Consider the following 19,959-nt stretch of genomic DNA (forward strand, 5'->3'; position numbering starts at 1 on the left):
CTAGCTCGAGGAAGTTGGTATCTCGATTTCATATTCGCACCTTGACTATTCTTGTGGGGGCACCGCTGTGCAACTTGGGATCGAAAAGTTGCGTCGGGATAACATGAACTGCGGGGGAAGCATTCTGTAGAGCCACCTGTAGCAGGCGCGTAGGGCCAGAGTCATACTGGCGCAAAAAAAGCGGGCCATCCGTGTGGCCCGCACCAGGCAGTTCTGCCAGAGAGGTCGGGTCTTACTGGCAGGCGCTCTGGATCTGGTGTGCCTCTTGCACTGCTTCCAACCAGAAGTAGGTGTCGTTATCACTGAAGTAGTAATAAATACTGTCATTTGGCAGAAGCACTATGGTGATACCGCCAAAGCCGGAGAGGAACGGGATCCACTGGTCTCCACTGCACCCACTCAGGTTTCCGGCCACGTTGTGCGCCCAGAAGCCGTTGTTATAGCGATAGTCAGTGAGCGGCACGGTACCCGTGTCGGAAGTATTACGCTGGAGAGCGGCATCAAGTTGCAAGTTGTCGAGCATTTCCTGGCCGTTGATTTCACCATCCTCGATGTTGATAAAGCGCGTAATCTTTGCCACATCATCCGGTAACCACATTAACCCCCATCCCGCAAAAGGCTGCTCCATGGCATCATACGTGCGGCGCGTATACTGCCCGGTAGGGCTCACGCCAATCGGTTGCCACAGGTCGGAAACAATGGTCTCTGCGAAGATATCCGCACTGCTCCCTTGCTGGGTTTTCAGGTAGTCATTCATGTGGGTGCCGGCGATATAGGTGTCCGAAGTGTGATATACCCACTGACCGCCGGGCGTGGCTTTGCGTGTGTACTGGGAGCAGCTGTAATTTATCTTGTTGTTGTGATTGTCTGACAAAAACAGGCCGTCTGTGTGGGTAGCGCCCTCGTCCTCCATATACACCGCACTGCCGTAATTGCCAGTGGCCATATCCAGCAGATTATTCAGGGTAACGTCGAACCAGTTGCCGTTGCTGTTACATGCGGGAACATGATTCGAAACATAGGTGTTGCGCACTCCCGGATATAACTTTTCCAGCCGCATCATCGCTACGCCGGCAAACAAGGACTTGGCGGTAGAGTAGGACGGTACCACCATGGAGCTGCAATACGGGTAGTTTCCGTAGCGGGTTACGCATTCACCGCGGTAGTGCACACCAGCATAAACAAAGCCGGCAGTGGAAACGTGACTGGGGTCAGTACTGTTTGGGGCTTCAAACACGGAGGGGTCGGTGCCAGGGTAATCGGTGCTGAGGTCAGACAGGGGCTTTGTCGGTATGCGCGCAGCAATTTCCGCCTGGTAACCCTGAATCAACTGGCTCTGGTTTGGAATGGATTCCGGCGTATAGGTCGCGCTGAGGAGGCCCCACCAGTCTGCCTTGAAATACAGACAGGTTTCACTACTAATCTGGTACGCCACCTTTGAAACCGAACCATCTTCTTTGAACAGGAATGTCATCACACCATTGTGCATACAGTTGGCGTTTCGCTGTTGCAGGGCGAACGGGATTGCCGCTCGACTATAGCCATTGTCACTGTTCTCCTGCCATACACGGCCCGGCGTAAGGACATACTCCCAATCGGGGTGTGCACTGGCGATGGAGCCGCGTTGTAGGGGGAAAATATGGCTACCAGTCTGGATGAAGCCAAAATCAAATTCAGGGAGATGTTTGCGAGTGTCGTCGGCGCTGCCCGTGTAATTATACGTATCTTTCACTTCCGAAAAGCTGCCGCCGGTAGCCTCTCCTGAGAGTCTGATTTTTCCCGCCAGGGCATGGTCGGGATGGGCAGCATTTTCCGGTACAGCATAAGCGGAAAGGTTTACCCTGCTACCGGGATCACTGCCGCTCATCAGGGTAGCGTAGCTTAAAAGGCTGCGAGAGACATTGCCGGAACCGTTCAGCTCATCGTAGTAATCATCGTTTCCACCGCTGCTACCACCGCTGCTACCACCACCACTGGAATCCGCATCTCCGGTAACCAATATGTTGTCACCGTAACAGTAGTCATTGTAATTATTCACGGCATTACGATACCGGATCATCAGCTGACTTTTATTGTCTGCATCGATTGCAACACTGCTGACGGAATAAAGCGCGCTGTTATCCTGCCCGTTGTACAGGGTAATAGCGTTCACCCAGGAGCTACCACCGTCGTTGGATACTTCGGCGATACAGCGCTCCCCATACTCGAGTGAATAGGCGGAAATATCCAACGCAATATTTACGTTGATATAGCCTGCTGTAGACAACGTATACGTTGCTCGCGCATAGGCGCCACCTAAACCGATGGAATAGTTGCCATAGTATGAGTTGGTATACACGTTGCCAGTTGTACTCCAGCCGGCGATGTTCCCGTCCTGAAAATTTTCGTCGAGAAGTGGGGCTGCCTGCAGGGTAGGTACTGCGCACGCACTGAGGAAAGCCACCATTGAAAGGCGTCGAATATTTTTCATGGTTGTTGCACATTTGGGGTCGGTTATAGGTTGGGCATGGCATGTACAGCAATCGCAGGCAGCCCGTTCGCTCGCAGCCGGAAGGGTAATCCCGGAAACGTAAAATCAGGTTCGCCGAAAGCCATGTACATGAATAGCGCCAGCTCCCGATAGGGAATAGGTCCAGAGCGTTGATCTGGATGCCGGGTGATCAATAAACATACAAAGTCGAAATGCATCACAGTTTGTGAGACATTAATCACACGAACACTGACAAATTGAGGTGTAAACGCTATGGCTGGTTTGCCGGGCACGGAAAGGAAGCAACTGATTGGTATGGTGGTATTGCGGGCCTGCAGCGCACTGATATTCACGCTGCTCGTCGCCTGTGGCGGTGAGCGTGCGGCACAGGAACCCGCGGATACGCTCGAGACGGTCACGGAAACCGGCTCTGAAGACGTGGTGGCTGAGGACGCCCCGCCTGAATTTGAAAACTATATCGAGTGCGGCGACCTGGACGCGATTGGCGAGCGCGGGACCCTGCGACTGCTGGCCCCACGCGGGTTGGAAGAAGAGGCACTGCCTCGCGATGGACTACCTACCGGAGAATGGCGTGCACTTGCGGAGAAGTTTGCCCATAAACGGGGGCTCGAGCCACAGTGGGTGTATGTCGATAATTTTGCCCAGCTGATTCCGGCTTTGATTGAGGGCCGGGGTGACCTTATTGCGGTCAACTTCTCGCGTACGCAGGAGCGGGCGATGCAGGTGGCGTTTACGCGTCCTCTGGAATATGTTCAGGAACAACTGATTACCCGCCGCGACCTGGATGCAAGCGATGGCTCGCTTGACGTGGTGCTAAGAAAAGGCAGTGCGTTTGCCCAAACCCTGAAGCAACAATCCACAGAATCGCGCAGCTTTCATCCCCGCTATCTCGAGGGCCCGGTTACCCAGGATGAACTGCTCGACGGTGTCACCAAGGGCGAGTTTGATGCAACGGTCATCGACAGCAATCTCGCCGAGGTCCTGCTCCCAGACTACCCGAAGCTGCGGGCCGAGGACCTGCGAGACAGTCGCCGGGCTATCGCGTGGGCGGTGCGAAGGGACAGCAAAAAACTTGAGCGGGCGCTGAACGAGTATTTTACCGAAGAGCACCTGATTGCCGCTCGACGCCGAGCGAGTGCACTGCGTGACTGGGAGCAGATCCAGGAAACGCGCACCCTGCGCGTACTTACCCGCAATCACCCGGCCTCGTACTTTATGTGGCGCGGCGAGTTGATGGGGTTTGATTACGATCTGCTGCAACGTTTTGCTCGTGACCATGGCCTGCGCTTGAGCATGGTGGTGCCCGGCCCGGATGTAGACCTGGCCGATGCCCTCGCGGCTGGCCACGGCGACCTGATTGCTGCCTCCCTTACTGTCACCGAATCCCGGAAGGCGCAGGGGCTGGTATTTACCCGCCCGTATATGCAGGTGACCGAACAGCTTGTTACGGCGGCGGACAATATGCCGGAGACGGTTTCGGCGGTACCTGTAGCGCAGCGGCTGCAGGGGCAGTCAGTCGCGGTCAATCCCCTTAGCAGTTATTACACCAGCCTGGTGGCACTGGCTGATGCCGCTGAATCCTCCGTCGATGTGTTGCCGGTTGGCGGTGCCACCACCGAGCAATTGATCGATGCCGTGGCCGCAGGGCGCTATGACTACACCGTTGCAGACTCCCACCTGGTGGAGATTGAGCAGACCTACCGGGATGACTTTGCGGTGGTCGGGGATATTTCCGGCGAGCGTGATATTGCCTGGGCCGTGCGCGGGGATCAGCCGGTATTGCTGAAGGAGCTGAATGACTTCCTGAACAAGTATTACCGCGGGCTGTTTTTTAACGTCACCTACAACAAATATTTCCGCGAAGAAAAGCGCCTCAAGAAAAAGCAGCGCGAACGCTTACGCGATACCAGCGCCCTTTCTCCCTATGATCCCATTGTACGTAAACACGCTGTGCCTGCCGGCAGGGACTGGAGGATGGTGGTGTCGCAGATGTATCAGGAAAGTCGCTTTAACCCCAAGGCGAAGTCGTTTGCCGGGGCCCGCGGCCTGATGCAGGTGATGCCGCGCACCGCGCGCCAGATGGGCATATCAGGGCTGTATCAGCCGGAAAACGGTATTCGTGCGGGTGTCGAATACATGGGCTGGCTGGAAGAGCGTTTTCCCAAGACCCTTCCCTTCGACCAGAAGATATATTTCACCCTCGCCGCTTACAATGCGGGTCACGGCCATGTGCGGGACGCACGGGTGCTGGCAGAGCAAATGGGCAAGGATCCGAATCGCTGGTTTAACAACGTCGAAGACGCGATGTTGTTACTGGCCAAGCCACAGTATTACAAAAAAGCACGGTTTGGTTACGTGCGGGGGCGGGAGCCGGTGAACTATGTGCGGGAGATTCGCGATCGCTATTTTGGATACCTCTCCGTGGCCCGTAATGAACAAATGTCAGAGCAGCAGTGAAGGCCCGATTATGGGCGCGGCCGGCGCGCATTGGCTGCCGATCGTGCCCGTGACCTGACTCAGACTCGGGCCGTTACCTGAATCTCAATCTTCATGGCATCGTCCAGCAGGCGTGCTTCAAACACTGTCGCCGCCGGGCGGATCTCTCCCAGCCACTTCTGAAATACCGGCCAGCAGGGTTTGAAGTCATCGCGATTGGGCAGTATGTAAGTCACCCGCGCGATCTTGTCGATGCCACTACCGGCCTCCTGCAGCGCCTGTTCGATGTTTACAAAGCACTGCTCTGCCTGCTCGGCCACATCGTCACTGATGCTGTTGGTCGCATAGTTGAAGCCAGTGGTGCCGGAAACGAATACATGGTCTCCATCAACTACTGCACGTGAATAGCCGATCTTGCTTTCAAATTCCGATCCGCTGGAAATCAGTTTTCTGCTCACAAAGTGTCTCCTTGAGAACGAGATGCCACAGGAACTTCCTGGCCGAGCTCGGCCGGAACGTGGAATCTCGGAATATTGGGCGCGGGATAATGCCACAGGCTGGGCCATTCACATAGCGGTCCGACCGAAGCCTTTTCAGGGGCTGCTCGCTGGTAATCGGGCAACCTCTGAAAGTCATCTAAAACCCACTCTGACACGATTTTATAGTAACTGAGATGATTCTATGAAGGTGATTAATACGGGCTGTATCTGCCTGTAGTGCCCTTTTGCGGGAGCGCTTGGAGCCGTTTAAAGGTGACCATTCGAGCGGAGTCACAGGAGGTGATCATCGTGCCCGTGTTTACTGATCAGTCGCTCAATTAGGGTGTTCATATTGACCACGGTATCGCTGCCTCATGAGCCGCGATTGCTATCCGTCGGCAACTCCGACTGGGAAAGTGCACGCAGGCTCTGTAGCCGGTATACATTGCGTAAATTGCGCCGTGCGGCCGAGTTATTGCTGTCGAGTTCCAGTGCCTGGTCGTAACTCAGCTGCGCCAGTTCCAGGTTACCGCCTTGTCGGTGGATATAGCCGAGGCTGTTCCAAAGTAGACTGGCATTCGGCGTTAGCAGCAGAGCCTCCTTGAGCATGGACAGGGCCTCTTCATGCCGTTTTTCCCTGGCTACTTCCAGTGCGCGATTATTCAGGTAGAGTGCCTGCACGGTTGCATCGGTAAGTTGCTGATGGCGATAGTTGAAGCGCGGCTCGAAGTTGAATTCAATCACGCGCGTGGTCCAGCCAAACGTCACTTCCGCATTGATATGCAGGATATCCTGCACCAGTTGCCGGCCATCGCCGCCGGATGTGGCGCGGCGTTCCATCGGTGCATGTACCTGATTGAAGTGCGCTTCCATGCCTACCTCTCGCGCCAGTGCGACAACCAGAGCGGCGAAAGAAATACAGTTCCCGCGTCTCAAGGCAAATGCTTCCGCAGCGGTCGTGGTTCTGTCCAGGTCGTATTCCAGTTCAAAGCGCTCTTGTCGCAATGTGCGCAGTATCCGTCGAAAGCGCTGGGCGGGAGCGAGTGATGGATCGATGGATTCGACAAACTCCTTCATTTCCGGGCTCAGTGCCAGTAACTGCTGCGCGCGTGGACCATCCCCGCTTGAGGGCTCGGGACTTGCCGTCACCGCCTGAGTGGTATCGGTAAGGTCCTGGGCGAACACCTTGTTCAGCAGCGCCTGAGTTTCTCTGTCCAGCCTCTCGGGTGTCTCCGGCAACTGGCTGCCTGCACAGCCGAGCTGAAGTACCGTTATCCATATCACCATCCACCGCATCGGATTATCCTCCTGTTTGTGGGGATATGGACGCATATAAATTTTGCTATAGATTCAGGTTGTCGATGAATGTGCTGAAAACTCGGGTGAGTTGAGCCGCAAAGGAAATCACGTGCTGCGGCCTGAAGAAGTGTCTGCGGTGAGAGGAATCGCTGGCTGGACAGGAGGAGGGGCCTTCCCGGGCGAGGCCGGGCTATTGGCGGAGCAGGGGATCAGCGGAAGGCTACGCAGGCCGGGTTCCTCACCCGTAAAACGGCCTTCTGGTCGAACGCAGCTTTATACGCTTGGATCACCGCAGTGATGGACTCCTCAGCATTTGAGTTGCCGGGGTGAACCAGAGACAGGACGTAGCTTCCCTCGCGCATAATAGTGCCGGACCCGGATCTCCATTGTCCGGTCGCCTGCAGCACGGTTAGCCCTTCTGGAAAGTGTTGTGTAAGTACCTCGTCGAGAAACCGGGTCCACTCCGCTTCGGTTACCGCCGGGCGCGCGCTGTCGATCGTCGCAGTACCGAAATACAGCAGGTCGTGGAATTGCAGGGTTTCCCCCGGCCGGCAGCGCTGCGCGGGCTGGCTACTGCAAGCCGCGAGCACCGGAAGCATCAACATGGCGGCCAATACTTTCAATCCAGGCAGCCGAATATGTGGGGTGCTATCGGCAGGGTTTATTCCGGTCAAAACTGTTTTCATTGTTAGGCTTAACGGTAGGAACCTGTGTCTCAAATGCATCTGGGGCTGTCCGATTGCTGCCAATGAGGGAAGTTCGTGAGGTAATTTCCTGTCTCAAGCATAGAGTGGCGCCTATTACTTCTCGCTTTGCAGAAACTACGTACCCATTCTAATAAATTGGCGTAGGGCGGCCGTAGCTGGTTCGTGTGGATGCCGGTTGCGAGACCGACCCTGCTACCCCGTATACTTGCTGGCCCTGTATACAAGTAGAAGTTTATGTCGAAAAACACTCCCCCACTCGGTAGCCCGCATAACGGCACGCCTTCGGAAAATAACGCCGCGAACATGAGTGCGCGGGAGATGATGATCTCCCTCTGGCAATTTATGCGGCCTTACAAGAAGGTGCTTTTCGGCGCGGGCGTGGCACTTGTGTTCACTGCGGGCATCACCCTTGCCATTGGCCAGGGCGTGCGCCTGCTCGTGGATCAGGGGCTTACCGGGGATTCCAGTGAGGCCCTTGCCCATGCCGTCCTCGTCCTGCTGGTACTGGCCGGGCTGATGGCGCTCGGTACCTATGCGCGCCACTATCTGGTTTCCTGGCTCGGCGAGCGCGTGGTCGCAGATCTGCGCAAGGCGGTGTTCGATCATATCGTTACCCTCCACCCGAGCTATTTCGAGACCAACCGCAGCGGCGAGATCATGTCCCGCCTCACCACCGACACCACACTGCTGCAACATATCATCGGCACTTCCTTTTCCATGGCCCTGCGCAGTTCGCTGATGTTTGTGGGTGCATTGATTTTGTTACTGTTCACCAACCTGAAGCTGAGCCTGATTGTTTTGATTGGCGTACCGCTGGTGCTGCTGCCGATCGTGCTGTACGGCCGCCGGGTCAGAAAACTCTCGAAGGCCAGCCAGGATTCCATTGCGGACGTGGGCAGTTATGCGGGAGAAATCATCCAGCACATCAAAACCGTACAGAGTTACACCCGTGAAAGGGATGAGATGCGGGCGTTTGCCGCAGAAGTGGAAATTGCTTTTGATGTCGCCAAGCGGCGCATACGCCAGCGCTCCCTGCTGATCGCAGTGGTGATACTGCTGATGTTTGGTGCCGTGAGCGGCCTGTTGTGGGTGGGTGGCAACGATATGATCGCCGGGCGTATGAGTAGCGGGGACCTGGCGGCCTTTGTGTTCTATGCGGTGATGATGGGCTCCGCGGTGGCAACCATCTCCGAAGTATACGGCGAGCTGCAGCGGGCCACCGGCGCCACCGAACGCCTGATGGACCTCCTGCACGTGGAGTCACAGATTCCCGCCAGTACCGGTATGGGCGAAGCGGATCGGCCGTTCAGCGACGCTGGCGGACATGTGGTGTTCGACGGGGTGGATTTCAGTTACCCAACCCGGCCCGATCACCCCGCGATTCATCACCTGGACCTGGACGTACCAGCAGGCAAGAGCCTGGCGCTGGTGGGCCCTTCGGGCGCGGGCAAGTCCACCCTGCTGGAATTACTGCAGCGGTTTTACGATCCGCTCGGCGGACGCATTACCCTGGACGGCGTGGATATTCGGGAAATGGACACCGGCGCCCTCCGCAAATACATCGCGGTGGTTCCGCAGCAGCCAGCCCTGTTCACTGCCGATGTCTGGTACAACATCCGCTACGGCAAACCGGACGCAAGTGATGAAGAAGTGATTGCCGCCGCCAGGGCTGCCCATGCCGACGAATTTATCGAGCAATTGCCGGAGGGGTACAACAGTCACCTGGGCGAGCAGGGCACGCGACTCTCCGGGGGGCAGAAGCAGCGCATCGCGATTGCCCGTGCGATCCTGAAAGACCCGAAAATCCTCCTGCTGGATGAGGCCACCAGTGCGCTGGATGCGGAGAGCGAGTATCACGTCCAGCAGGCGCTGCAGACACTAATGAAGAACCGCACCACCATTATCATCGCGCATCGGCTGGCGACCATCCTGCACGCAGACAGTATTGCGGTGTTGGAGCGGGGGGCTCTGGTAGCGCAGGGCAGCCACCGGGAGCTTGTCGATATCTCACCGCTGTACAAGCGGCTTGCGGAGCTACAGTTTCAGGATTCAGAAAGGCGGATGCCAGATGGGGAGTAGAGGGGCGAGCAGACAAATACAGCACAAACAAAAACGGGCCCCGAAGGGCCCGTTTTTACATCAGCAGGGGATTAAACCACTACGATGTTTTCAGCCTGAGGGCCTTTAGCGCCCTGAGTTACGGTGAACTCAACGGCCTGGCCTTCGGTCAGAGTGCGGAAGCCGGTGCTGGCGATTGCACTGAAGTGTGCAAATACGTCCGGGCCGGACTGCTGCTCAATAAAACCAAAGCCTTTAGATTCGTCGAACCACTTTACGGTGCCAGTTACTGTATTGGACATAATAAAATCCTGAGATTGTTACGGAGTTGTGCCTTCGGAGGGCGATGTATTGCCTTGAAAACAAGCCGTGACTTAAAAACTGCAGGACGAGGTGTTACGAATAATACAGCGAAATGTAGATTGTAAACGTGGGCTTTCTTTCTAGCAGGTATCCACTCTATAGATAAGTGAGGGCGGTGTCTACTATTTGTTCAGTAATTGTTCAATAAAATTTGCCTGGGCACAAATCGCGCCAGTTAGAGGCGATCTGTGCCAGGTCCGCGGACTCAGGCTGCGCGGGCTTCCTCGCGTGCCCGGTCGGTCAGGTACTCATCGTAGGTGCCCTGGAAGTCGACCAGCTGGTTGTCTTTGATCTCGAGCACGCGCGTGGCCAGAGAGGACACGAACTGACGGTCATGGCTGACGAAGATCAGTGTGCCCTCATACTGGGACAGCGCCTTGTTCAGCGCCTCGATGGACTCCATATCCAGGTGGTTGGTGGGCTCGTCCATGACCAGCACATTGGTGTCCATCATCATCAGTTTGCCGAACAGCAGGCGGTTCTTCTCGCCACCAGAGCACACGCGGGCCTTCTTGTTGGCGTCGTCCGCGGTAAACAGCAGGCGGCCGAGCATGCCGCGGACCGCCAGGTCGTCGTGTTTGGGCGTGCGCCACTGTGACATCCACTCAAAAATGGTCAGGTCGTTGTCGAAGTCGGCGCTGCTGTCCTGGGGGCAGTAGCCGATAGCCGCGTTCTCGGACCATTTCACCACGCCATTATTAGCCTGCAGCTCGTCCACCAGGCAGCGCAGCAAGGTGGTCTTCCCTACCCCGTTCTCGCCGATTACCGCGAGGCGCGCGCCAGCTTCCAGAATCATTTCACCACCGGCAAACAGCGGCTCATCAAAGCCGTGGGCCAGCTGCTCCAGGATCAGCGCCTGTCGGTGCAGCTTCTTGCTCTGCTGGAAGGTGATGTAGGGTTTTACCCGGCTGGAGGGTTTCACTTCGTCCAGCTTGATCTTCTCCATCTTCTTCGCCCGCGAGCTGGCCTGCTTCGCCTTGGAGGCGTTGGCCGAGAAGCGGTTTACGAACGACTGTAGCTCTTCCAGCTCTGCGGACTTCTTTGCGTTCTCTGCGTGCAGCTGATCCTGGATCAGGGTGGAAGCCGCGACAAAGTCCTCATAGTTACCCGGGAAGATGCGCAGCTCACCGTAATCGATATCCGCCATGTGGGTACAAACGGAATTGAGGAAGTGGCGGTCGTGAGAAATGATGATCATGGTGGAGCGGCGCTGGTTCAGCACCTCTGCCAGCCAGTGGATGGTGTGGATATCCAGGTTGTTGGTGGGTTCGTCCAGCAACAGGATATCGGGATCCGCAAACAGCGCCTGCGCCAGTAGCACCCGTACTTTCCAGCCAGGCGCGACCTGCTTCATGGAACCGAAATGCAGGGACTCCTCGATGCCTGCCTCCAGCAGGATCTCGCCCGCACGGCTCTCCGCGCTGTAACCGTCCAGTTCGGCAAACTGCACCTCGAGGTCTGCCACACGCATGCCTTCTTCCTCGCTCATTTCGGGGAGCGAGTAGATGCGGTCACGTTCCTGCTTGATTTTCCACAGGCGGGTATCGCCCATGATGACTGTATCGACTACCGAGTACTCTTCGAACGCAAACTGATCCTGGCTGAGCACACCCACGGTGCACCCGGGCTCGATCGAGACATTGCCTGCAGACGGGGCCAGTGCGCCACTCAGGATCTTCATGAAGGTGGACTTGCCGCAGCCATTGGCGCCAATCAGGCCATAGCGGTTGCCGTTGCCGAACTTGGCAGAGATGTTTTCAAACAGCGGCTGGGCACCAAACTGCATGGTGATGTTTGCGGTGGTGATCAAGAGCGTATTCCCGGAGACTTGCAGTGGGCGGATGGATGAGAATCATCGATGAGGTCCGCCGCAGGGTGACGTGCGGCGGGGCTGCGCACTATACGGTGGTGGCGCCGTAGTGTCGAGAAAACTGTGTGATAAGTGACCAGTTTCGGGCCGCTGCGGCCTGCGGTCCCGGGCTTCCCCTTTGGAAGCTTGCCACGCTCAGAAGCTGGCCACGCTCACCAGTCCCGCGATGGTGGTGGCGATACCGAGCATGATCATGTAGGCCACGCCGAGAACCGAATACTTCAGTGTGGTCACGGGCCAGCTCTGCCGGTACACACGCTTTTGCATCAACAGGAGGTAGGCGGGCACCCAGAACGCCAGTACCAGCAGTGCCAGATTGAACAGCGTGTGCGGCAAGGTATCCGGCCCGGTGAGCCAGGCGCGCAGATCAATCAGCAAAACCGACAGCAGCAGCGTGAGTGACAGAAAAGCGTGGCTATGGAGTGCGACGATCAGGTGCTCCATATACAGGCGGCGGCTGAACGCATACAGCAGGCTCAGGCACAGCGCGAAGATGGGCAGCATGATGAACAGGGCGGTGGGAATGGCCCCAAACAGCGCATCCTTGAGCAGGTTCGGGTCTTGCTGGATACGGGCGATATTCATTGTCAGTCGCGTGCCCTGGCGTTCAAGCCAGGCGTTCAGCGCAGACGGCGCCGCCTCAAGCTGAGGCAGCTGGATGTTCACGGGATCCTCTTCGGTCAGGCGCTCTGCGGCTGCAGGGTTCAGCTGTGCTATACGCCGGCTTGCGTGCCCGCGTATGACATTCTCCAGGCCATCCGTTAATTCGGGAAGGCCGGAAACATCGTCGCTTTCTCGCCGGACATCGGCAATTTCTTCCAGCGCTAAGTCACGCAAGCGCAAAACCTCTTCCACACTGGCAGCCGTTTCGATGGTGTTTTCCATCTGGTCCAGGTCAAGGCCGGCCATTGCCTCAGCGGCGGTGGAGCTGTTGATGGACAGGCCGCCCTCCCAGTCGCTGCTAAGGTTGGCGGCGAAAAAAGCGGTCAGACACAGGAACACAAACAGGCGTACCGGGCTCACATAGCGCACGCGCCGTCCGGCAAGGTACTCATTGGAGAGGAACCCCGGGTTCAGTAGCAGCGGGCCGAAGGTTCGCGCAATGCGCGAATCCAGCCCGAACACCGTACTGAAAAAATCCCCTATCAGCTCGGGAAACTGGCGCACAAGGCTTTTCTCGGGCTGGCCGCAGGCATAGCAGTGTGGGCCCAGCAGTGGCGCTCCACAATTGCCGCACGCAGCGGCACTTGGAACGTCAATATTCACAGAGCCTGACGTTTCATCGCCGGCTGCCAGTGGCCCGGGGGTTGCTAATTCCTGTTGAGGAAGGGTTTCAGTATCACTCATGACTTACTCGGGATTAAGCGGCACAGCCTGATCAGAAAATACCTTCCGTCACTTCGTTGTACATATCGGAGCAAGCAGCGGAAATGGTTTCGCCAGTACTTTGGCGTCAATGTTCGCAGAAAGAATAATAAGGGGAAAGAGCGGGAAAAAATACCGTCCCCGGCCTCTGTTGTGCGCGGTACCTGTAGCTATGGCTGCGGCACCGGAACTTGCTAGCTATTGCGGCCCGTCTTGGCGCAGGCCGTGAGCGTGAATGTGCCCGAGGTTGATGAAGGCCAGAATTGGCGCCTTGCGGCGAAAAAATCAGCGAAAGGTTAGAAGTTGAAGTAATCAGCGTCAGATTTTTACGTACTCGCCTTCACCGCTGAGAAATAGATACTAGTTTGTAGAGTTCCTACTGTAGGAAGTTTGCGGTGCCGATACTCCTGCATAAGCATAAAAATTCGGAGGCACTATGACCATTCTTGCCATTGACCTTGGTACCACCAACAGCGCCTGCGCCATCTGGCGAGACGGCGAAGCCGTTTCAATTCCCAATCGACTTGGAGACCTGCTTACCCCTTCCGTGGTTGGCGTAGACGAGCGGGGAGAGATACTTGTTGGTCGCGCGGCCAAGGAGCGCCTGATTACCCACCCCAGCCAGACGGTTGCTGTATTCAAGCGATTGATGGGAACCAGCCACCGCGTACAGGTAGCTCGACAAGAGTTCACGGCGGTTGAGCTGTCGTCGCTGGTAATCAAATCACTAAAAGAAGACGCAGAGGCCTTTCTCGGATATCCGGTCGAGCAGGCGATTGTCAGCGTGCCGGCGTACTTTAATGATAACCAGCGCTTCGCCACCAAAAAGGCGGGTGAACTTGCGGGTCTCAAAGTCGATCGTTTGGTCAATGAGCCTACCGCCGCAGCGATGGCCTACGGACTGCATGAAAAGAAAGAGGGGACCTTTATTATTGTCGACCTCGGCGGCGGCACGCTGGATGTTACGGTGCTGGAGTTCTTCGAAGGGGTAATGCAAGTGCATTCTTCATCAGGCGATAATTTTCTTGGCGGAGAGGACTTTGTCGATGCAATGGTCGAGGCTGCCTTAAGCCGAGCAGAATGCCGAAAATCAGAGCTTTCTGCAGTAGAACTTCACCAGTTACAAATGAAAATGGAAACGGTGAAACGCCGAATTTCTGGGCCGGCGCAGAAAGTGAGTTACCTTGCTGCGGGCAAGCCGCAGGAAATTACCGTAGATACAGAATGGTTTACGAAAGTAGTCACTCCGCTTCTGGTGCGGCTTCAGCGCCCGATTGAAAACGCGCTCCGTGATGCCGGAATTCCTGCCCGGGAAATTGATGAAGTAGTTCTGGTGGGTGGTTCCACCAAGCTCGCTGCCGTGCGCTCGTCCGTAGGCAAACTTTTCCGACGCCTGCCGGCGTGCTCCATTGATCCGGATTTCGCCGTGGTACGTGGCGGCGCAGTACAGGCTGGTCTGGCTGACAAAGATGCCGCGTTGGACGATCTCGTACTTACAGACGTATGTCCGTTTACACTCGGAATTGACTCTGTTGGAATGGCCGACGGGCAGTTCTTCCCGGTTTATTCACCGATTATCGAGCGCAATGCGACGGTGCCGGTAAGTCGGGTTGAGAGGTTTTCAACGGTTGAAGATGGCCAGGCTGAAATCCGGGTGAGAGTTTTCCAGGGTGAAAATCGACAAACGTCAAAAAACGTATTTCTAGGCAGTCTGAATATTCCGGTGCCCCGTAATAAAGCGATGAAAGAGGCTATCGATGTCCGCTTCAGCTATGACATGAATGGCATTCTGGATGTGGATGTTACTGTGATTAGCAACGGCAAAAAGTACAACAAGGTGATAAAAAATTCACCTGCCTGCCTGACAGAAGAGGATATAAAAAAATCTCTGGATCGTCTGTGCAAGCTCAAGTTTCACCCGCGCGACGCCGAAATAAATCGTTCACTTCTTGCGAAAGGTGAGCGCCTTTATGAATCATCGCTTGGCGAAGAAAGGGATATGATCAGTCAGTTGATGACGCAATTTGAGGCGGTGCTCGACCGCCAGAACGATATTGAAATCGCTAAAGCGCGCAAGGCGTTCCAGGAAAAGCTAGAGCAATTTGATATGGAGGAGTGGCTGTGACGACCTGCTGGAGCACTCTGGAAATTCCCGAAAACAGCGATCGCCCGGAAATCCGCAAGGCATACGCCCGCCTGATCAAGAAGTTTCGCCCGGACGAAAATCCCCAGCAATTTCAAGCGATTCACGACGCCTATCAGGAAGCGTTGGCAAGACTGCTGCACCCGCGAGTTGGGAATATACAATCCGGTGATGAACCTGGAATATCTCAAGCCGAAGCCCCTTCCAAAGGGGGAAATTCTGGCTCCCTTGAAGAGGTTCCAGAAGAGCTATTGCCGCCAGGCATGACGCGTGAGACATTCGAACGCATAAACGATGCAATCGAAAATATGAAAGAAAGCGAGATGATCGTTGAAGTTGACGACTTCAGGATCACCCGTGGAGAGACGCCTGACCAGGGTTTTCGCATTGAGAAGTTATATTCACCAGACACAGATGCCTACCGGGCGGGTCTCAGTGACGAGCACAGGCGCGCGCTGGACCAGGCACTTGCCACACTGGATGACATCTTAAACTCGTCTGATGTCGCTAACGCCAGGCATTGGGATTTTCTCGCAAATTGCTCTTACCTTCTGGACAGCCAGTTTCGCTATCAACTGACAGGGGATGTGCTGCGTAAGATTGCCCAGTATAACCTCTCAAGGAATGCCGCATCGCAAGCGCCGGTCGGGGTGACCGCGATGTACTGCCTGGATCAATATCTGGATTTCAGTAGGGCTAGCGTTGAGGATTACCACCAGCTTACCGAGCAGGAGTGGAATGCCCTGAGAATGCCAAACCGACTGGGCGCAGGGCAGCCAGTAGTAAATGACGGGTTAAAAGGCGGAAAATTAGTTGGTGGGCGGGGCCACGCATACACCCCGGCGCCGGAGCCGGGTTTTTGGTTCGCCTTGCTGAAGTTTTCTATTTTTGGCGTTGTGGCGGTATTTGTCTTGTTGGGGTTCGCGGCACTGGTACACACCGGCAAAGGCTCATTCATCTACGTGTTTGCGATTATCGCCGCAATTAAATTTGTGACAGCGTTTCTTGATGAATCCAACAAAAAATCATGACGGGCTAATCCAGCTAAACTTTCGGGTGCGTGCGGCGGTATCGTGCACCGCTATACCAGCGCTCGTCGCGCTTCCTGAAAACGGCTTCTGGGAGATCAGATGAAATCCAACTGTATGCACCTCGCGGTTCCCGCTGGAGACCTGGAAACCGCCAAAACCTTCTATTGCGACGTCCTCGGGTGCAAGACCGGCAACAGCGAAGCCGGGCGCTGGGTGGACATCGACTTCTGGGGGAATGAGCTCACGCTCCACCAGAGTGAAGAGCAATTGCCCAATGTACGTCACGATGTGGATATGGGCGCAGTGGCCGTACCACATTTTGGCGCACATTTACCTGATGATGAATTTCAGGCGCTCAAGGCGCGTATCGATGCCGCGGGCCTGGAATACCTGGACAAACCCTACCGCCGCTTTGTGGGCGATGAGTACGAGCAGGAGACATTCTTCATCAAGGATCCGAACGGTAACGTCCTGGAGATGAAGTCAATGGTGAACCCCGAACTGATGTTCAAGTAGGTATATCGCCGCTCCCTTCTTTGGCGTCAAATGCGGGTGGGGTCGCATTTCGACAGTTAAACGCCTTTCTGTTTAAACCGCTTGGGCGGCTTAACGTGTTCCGCTATTTCCATGACGGAATTCGCATATATGTATTGATAAACTTCATCGGTTAGTCGCACAGGTTTTCCTGTGCCTAAAATAAAATCAATAACTTGTTGGTTAGAGCTAATTAGAGAATAAATTGCACGCGCAGAAGTTTGTAATTGGGCGTAATGGTCCGTAATCGCCATGTCATCAATGTGGTGTTATAGCTTTCCTTTTTTATTTCAATAAGTTGCGAAATGCCGTTCGGTAGATTTCTCTGGGCATTTGGTTTCTGTCGTATTTAGCATTTTATTTCCGCTATTAATTAAAATTCTACGCTGATATTCTCGCCGAGCTTGCAAAGCGAAATCCACAATACTTCGGGTTTTCTTTGTGGGGTTTCTATTTCAATTTCTGAAAATAAAAAATAAATCTGGCAGTGCCTGTGGATTTTTTGCCAGTTTTTGTGATGAATGCCCGCATATAAAAGGAATTTAGTGATGACTGACCATGTAGATGAGCCCAAGGCAATTCAATTCAGTGAGGCGGGGCAGCCCGCAAAAATAAACTACCAGGTACCCCTGCCTGGCGCGCATACTGGCCGGCGGATTATGGAGTTGGATTTAGGGCTCAACGCCAACGACTTCACATCGCTGGCAAAATCGGCTGGCACGTCTTATAAGGATTCTCTTGGCGTTGACCCGAAAGTGAAGGACAAGCTGCTGCCGAACGACGCTAAAGTAAAGAATTTTCTCAGCGACAGTATCCACCGTATCAGCACGCGGGTGACCCGGCTTCCTGAGAACATAAAGCCAGAGCGGGCGGTTATCGAAGACAACAAATCACGCACCACCGCCAGTCCGCAGATGAAGACCATCGCCGCGTTAAATGAGGCGATCGATCCAAACATCTTCAAGGAGAGTATTCTTTCTGGTGTGGTAATGGTGCCAACCGTTGGCTGGGCAGGAAACCTGACGTATACGCCCCACCCCGTGGAATCGAGTGAGAGGCCAAAAATATTCCTGGTGGAGCGGTATGGCATCAGCTCCTTCCTCGGTGACTACGGCATGGGCAAGACGGTGAAGACGTTTACCCTGCTCCCGGGAGAAACCACGCGAATTTCAATGCGTACCTGGCAGAGTACGAAGGAGAGCCGGCAGGAGTCCTCCAGTATCATCGACTCCCATGAACAGTCCGCTCGCGAGCGCTTTGCGGACAAGATCCAGAATGAGACCACCGACAAGCAGACGAAATCCAAGACTGAAGAGTGGCATGTGGAAGCGGAGGTCTCTGCCAGCTGGGGCTTTGGCAGTGCCAGTGTGTCCGGTGGAGGCAGTGGCGAATACTCCAGTGGCCGTGAGCAATTTGCCAAACAGGCTGCAGAATCCGTGAAGGAGCATGCGGCAGAGTCGTCAAGCAAGCGTGAAATGTCTGTTACCAGCAGTTCCGAACGTGAAGAGGAGTCCGGCTCGGAGACCATTATCGAGCGGACCATCAGTAATGCGAACATGCGGCGAGTACTCAATTTCGTTTTTCGCGAGCTCAATCAGGAATACATCACCAAGCTGCACCTGAAAGACGTACGCGTAGCCTTTACCAATGGCCGCCGCGATTCGTGGCGGGAAGTGCCGATCTCGGGGCTCCTCGGTTTCCTTGACGAGTTTGTTGTCAATAGCAAAATTCCGCAGACAGCGCGCGCCATTCTCAAGATTGCCGGTTTTATTGCCGACAGCGAAGACGTGATGGTGCCAACACTTGAGCGGGTGAACCTTGTCGATCACGGCACACGAATCGAGATTACCCCGGCTACGCTCGATGAGGATGGTGAGTTCCCTGTTCCAACATCGACAAGTTACTACCGATTCAAGTCCGGCCCGCTTCGTCAGGAGGAGGCCAGCAACCCGGTTGACGGGGTATTGTTGAATGATTCGCGTATCACCATGCGCACCGATAGTGTCATTGTGGAAGCGTTGCTTGGGCAAGCGGATGCACTGGATGAATATGCCATGAGTATTCAGCGCGCTGCCGCGAACAAGGAAACGCTGGCCAACGAGCGCGAGCGGATTGTTCAGACCGCCATCGCCGAAGCGAAGCTTGAGGACCGTCTGGAAACCATCGTCGACCTCAATCGACTGTGCGCTACAGAACCTGTGGAATAAGGAGGACGTTACCATGCCTCCAAGACATCCAGTCACTGATGTGGTTCAGTTTCTCAATGCCATGGAGCTGACCCAGGCTCCGGTAAAAGACACCAGCGTGGCCACCGGTGGCGGCTCTTCTGCCGCAAAGGGGCCGTCGATTGATACGCTGATGCTGTACGATAGCGGTGACACCGGGATCAGCGATTTTGCACCGATCCTGGCTCGCGCCTACTACCCCAAGGCCAGGCTCGTGGGCGTGGGGTCCGTCGGCGAGCTCGCTGCGGCCCTGAGCAAGTACAGCCGAATTGGCACTCTGGTGATTGACGTGCATTCAGGGCCGGGATATCTGTTAATCGGCGGCAACGCACCGACCACGGCCAGGGTAAGTGCCGCATTGGCCAAAACCGGCGTAGTGGTGCAATCGAAGATCGTGTTTGAGGGATGTCAGATCATGCAGGATCCGATCGACACTTGTCAGATGGTTGAGAAAATCTGTGGATCCAAAACCCAGGTTACGGGCTTCACGTATTTCAGTATCTCGAACATCTTCGAAATTGATTTCACCGACTTTCATGACCCGGCAGAAATTCAGGACTACTACGATAGCTTTACCATGGACTATATGGTTCCCGGTCTTCCCAGCGCAAAGGCGTCCACGGGGAAAGTTGTCAGGCACGGGCGGCGCTGGTTCCGTGACGAGTTCGATGAAACCTTGCCGGAAGATGCCAACGGTGCACGTATCAAGGGTCTGAAAGATCTGCAGGACTACCAGATCAATAACGCCAAAGATGCGCTACAGGCGCAAACGGATTTTTCAGGGCCTGTGGTTCCCGGAGCGAGGGTCACTGTTACGGATGTGGCCGCCGTAGCACAGGCAAATGCCCAGAATGTATCAACGCCGGTGCCGGCGGGTCCCTGATCGATAGTGTTAGTAGGGAATTTAAGGGGCTGCCGTATATTCGGCAGCCCCTTTTTTACAGCGAATTTCACTTGG

At 55.3% G+C, this 19,959-nt stretch carries 14 protein-coding genes; 7 read left to right on the forward strand and 7 right to left on the reverse strand.

What is annotated here, in order from left to right:
* Window positions 1-232: 232 nt before the first annotated feature.
* Window positions 233-2,470, reverse strand: a complete 2,238-nt coding sequence (locus GTQ55_RS02605; RefSeq protein WP_161857333.1) for a serine hydrolase domain-containing protein — start codon at window positions 2,468-2,470, stop codon at window positions 233-235.
* 273 nt (window positions 2,471-2,743) lie between these two features.
* Here GTQ55_RS02605 and GTQ55_RS02610 point away from each other — a divergent pair, with 273 nt between their 5' ends.
* Window positions 2,744-4,948: a transporter substrate-binding domain-containing protein gene (locus GTQ55_RS02610; RefSeq protein WP_161857334.1), complete on the forward strand. Its 2,205-nt coding sequence runs from the start codon at window positions 2,744-2,746 to the stop codon at window positions 4,946-4,948.
* Window positions 4,949-5,007: 59 nt separating this feature from the next.
* Here the strand turns inward: GTQ55_RS02610 and GTQ55_RS02615 are convergent, their stop codons facing one another.
* From GTQ55_RS02615 to GTQ55_RS02625, 3 genes are all read right to left on the reverse strand, one after another.
* Window positions 5,008-5,385, reverse strand: coding sequence for a RidA family protein (locus tag GTQ55_RS02615; RefSeq protein ID WP_161857335.1), 378 nt, complete (start codon window positions 5,383-5,385; stop codon window positions 5,008-5,010).
* Window positions 5,386-5,778: 393 nt separating this feature from the next.
* Entirely contained in the window at window positions 5,779-6,702 is a 924-nt protein-coding gene (locus GTQ55_RS02620; RefSeq protein ID WP_161857336.1) for a transglutaminase domain-containing protein, read from the reverse strand.
* A 212-nt stretch (window positions 6,703-6,914) separates the two neighbouring features.
* Window positions 6,915-7,328, reverse strand: a complete 414-nt coding sequence (locus GTQ55_RS02625; RefSeq protein ID WP_161857337.1) for a DUF3574 domain-containing protein — start codon at window positions 7,326-7,328, stop codon at window positions 6,915-6,917.
* 318 nt (window positions 7,329-7,646) lie between these two features.
* Between GTQ55_RS02625 and GTQ55_RS02630 the strand changes: the two genes are divergently transcribed.
* Window positions 7,647-9,491, forward strand: coding sequence for an ABC transporter transmembrane domain-containing protein (locus GTQ55_RS02630; RefSeq protein ID WP_161857338.1), 1,845 nt, complete (start codon window positions 7,647-7,649; stop codon window positions 9,489-9,491).
* Window positions 9,492-9,562: 71 nt separating this feature from the next.
* On the opposite strand, the gene GTQ55_RS02635 is transcribed toward GTQ55_RS02630, so the two are convergent.
* From GTQ55_RS02635 to GTQ55_RS02645, 3 genes are all read right to left on the reverse strand, one after another.
* Entirely contained in the window at window positions 9,563-9,772 is a 210-nt protein-coding gene (locus GTQ55_RS02635; protein ID WP_161857339.1) for a cold-shock protein, read from the reverse strand.
* Window positions 9,773-10,038: 266 nt separating this feature from the next.
* Window positions 10,039-11,643 carry an ABC-F family ATPase gene (locus GTQ55_RS02640; protein ID WP_161857340.1) on the reverse strand — a complete coding sequence of 535 codons (1,605 nt, stop codon included), beginning with the start codon at window positions 11,641-11,643 and terminating at the stop codon, window positions 10,039-10,041.
* A gap of 195 nt (window positions 11,644-11,838) precedes the next feature.
* Complete coding sequence (locus GTQ55_RS02645) at window positions 11,839-13,050, reverse strand: DUF3667 domain-containing protein (RefSeq protein ID WP_161857341.1); 1,212 nt, start codon at window positions 13,048-13,050, stop codon at window positions 11,839-11,841.
* 454 nt (window positions 13,051-13,504) lie between these two features.
* On the opposite strand from GTQ55_RS02645, the gene GTQ55_RS02650 reads away from it, so the two are divergent.
* From GTQ55_RS02650 to GTQ55_RS02670, 5 genes are all read left to right on the forward strand, one after another.
* Window positions 13,505-15,193: a molecular chaperone HscC gene (locus GTQ55_RS02650; protein ID WP_161857342.1), complete on the forward strand. Its 1,689-nt coding sequence runs from the start codon at window positions 13,505-13,507 to the stop codon at window positions 15,191-15,193.
* Window positions 15,190-16,242: a J domain-containing protein gene (locus GTQ55_RS02655; RefSeq protein WP_161857343.1), complete on the forward strand. Its 1,053-nt coding sequence runs from the start codon at window positions 15,190-15,192 to the stop codon at window positions 16,240-16,242. The genes GTQ55_RS02650 and GTQ55_RS02655 overlap by 4 nt, the downstream gene beginning before the upstream one ends.
* 99 nt (window positions 16,243-16,341) lie before the next feature.
* A complete protein-coding gene (locus GTQ55_RS02660; RefSeq protein ID WP_161857344.1) occupies window positions 16,342-16,758 on the forward strand; it encodes a VOC family protein in 417 nt (138 codons plus the stop codon).
* A gap of 566 nt (window positions 16,759-17,324) precedes the next feature.
* Window positions 17,325-18,983: a hypothetical protein gene (locus tag GTQ55_RS02665; protein ID WP_161857345.1), complete on the forward strand. Its 1,659-nt coding sequence runs from the start codon at window positions 17,325-17,327 to the stop codon at window positions 18,981-18,983.
* 13 nt (window positions 18,984-18,996) lie between these two features.
* Entirely contained in the window at window positions 18,997-19,884 is an 888-nt protein-coding gene (locus GTQ55_RS02670; protein ID WP_161857346.1) for a hypothetical protein, read from the forward strand.
* Window positions 19,885-19,959 lie beyond the last annotated feature (75 nt).

The organism is Microbulbifer hydrolyticus (assembly GCF_009931115.1).
GTDB classification, from domain to species: Bacteria; Pseudomonadota; Gammaproteobacteria; order Pseudomonadales; family Cellvibrionaceae; genus Microbulbifer; species Microbulbifer hydrolyticus.

Excerpts from the sequence above, each read along its gene's own strand:
- GTQ55_RS02605 (WP_161857333.1), bottom strand. The coding sequence starts at position 2,470 with ATGAAAAATATTCGACGCCTTTCAATGGTGGCTTTCCTCAGTGCGTGC.
- GTQ55_RS02610 (WP_161857334.1), top strand. The coding sequence starts at position 2,744 with ATGGCTGGTTTGCCGGGCACGGAAAGGAAGCAACTGATTGGTATGGTG.
- GTQ55_RS02620 (WP_161857336.1), bottom strand. The coding sequence starts at position 6,702 with ATGCGGTGGATGGTGATATGGATAACGGTACTTCAGCTCGGCTGTGCA.
- GTQ55_RS02630 (WP_161857338.1), top strand. The coding sequence starts at position 7,647 with ATGTCGAAAAACACTCCCCCACTCGGTAGCCCGCATAACGGCACGCCT.
- GTQ55_RS02635 (WP_161857339.1), bottom strand. The coding sequence starts at position 9,772 with ATGTCCAATACAGTAACTGGCACCGTAAAGTGGTTCGACGAATCTAAA.
- GTQ55_RS02645 (WP_161857341.1), bottom strand. The coding sequence starts at position 13,050 with ATGAGTGATACTGAAACCCTTCCTCAACAGGAATTAGCAACCCCCGGG.
- GTQ55_RS02650 (WP_161857342.1), top strand. The coding sequence starts at position 13,505 with ATGACCATTCTTGCCATTGACCTTGGTACCACCAACAGCGCCTGCGCC.
- GTQ55_RS02660 (WP_161857344.1), top strand. The coding sequence starts at position 16,342 with ATGAAATCCAACTGTATGCACCTCGCGGTTCCCGCTGGAGACCTGGAA.
- GTQ55_RS02665 (WP_161857345.1), top strand. The coding sequence starts at position 17,325 with ATGACTGACCATGTAGATGAGCCCAAGGCAATTCAATTCAGTGAGGCG.
- GTQ55_RS02670 (WP_161857346.1), top strand. The coding sequence starts at position 18,997 with ATGCCTCCAAGACATCCAGTCACTGATGTGGTTCAGTTTCTCAATGCC.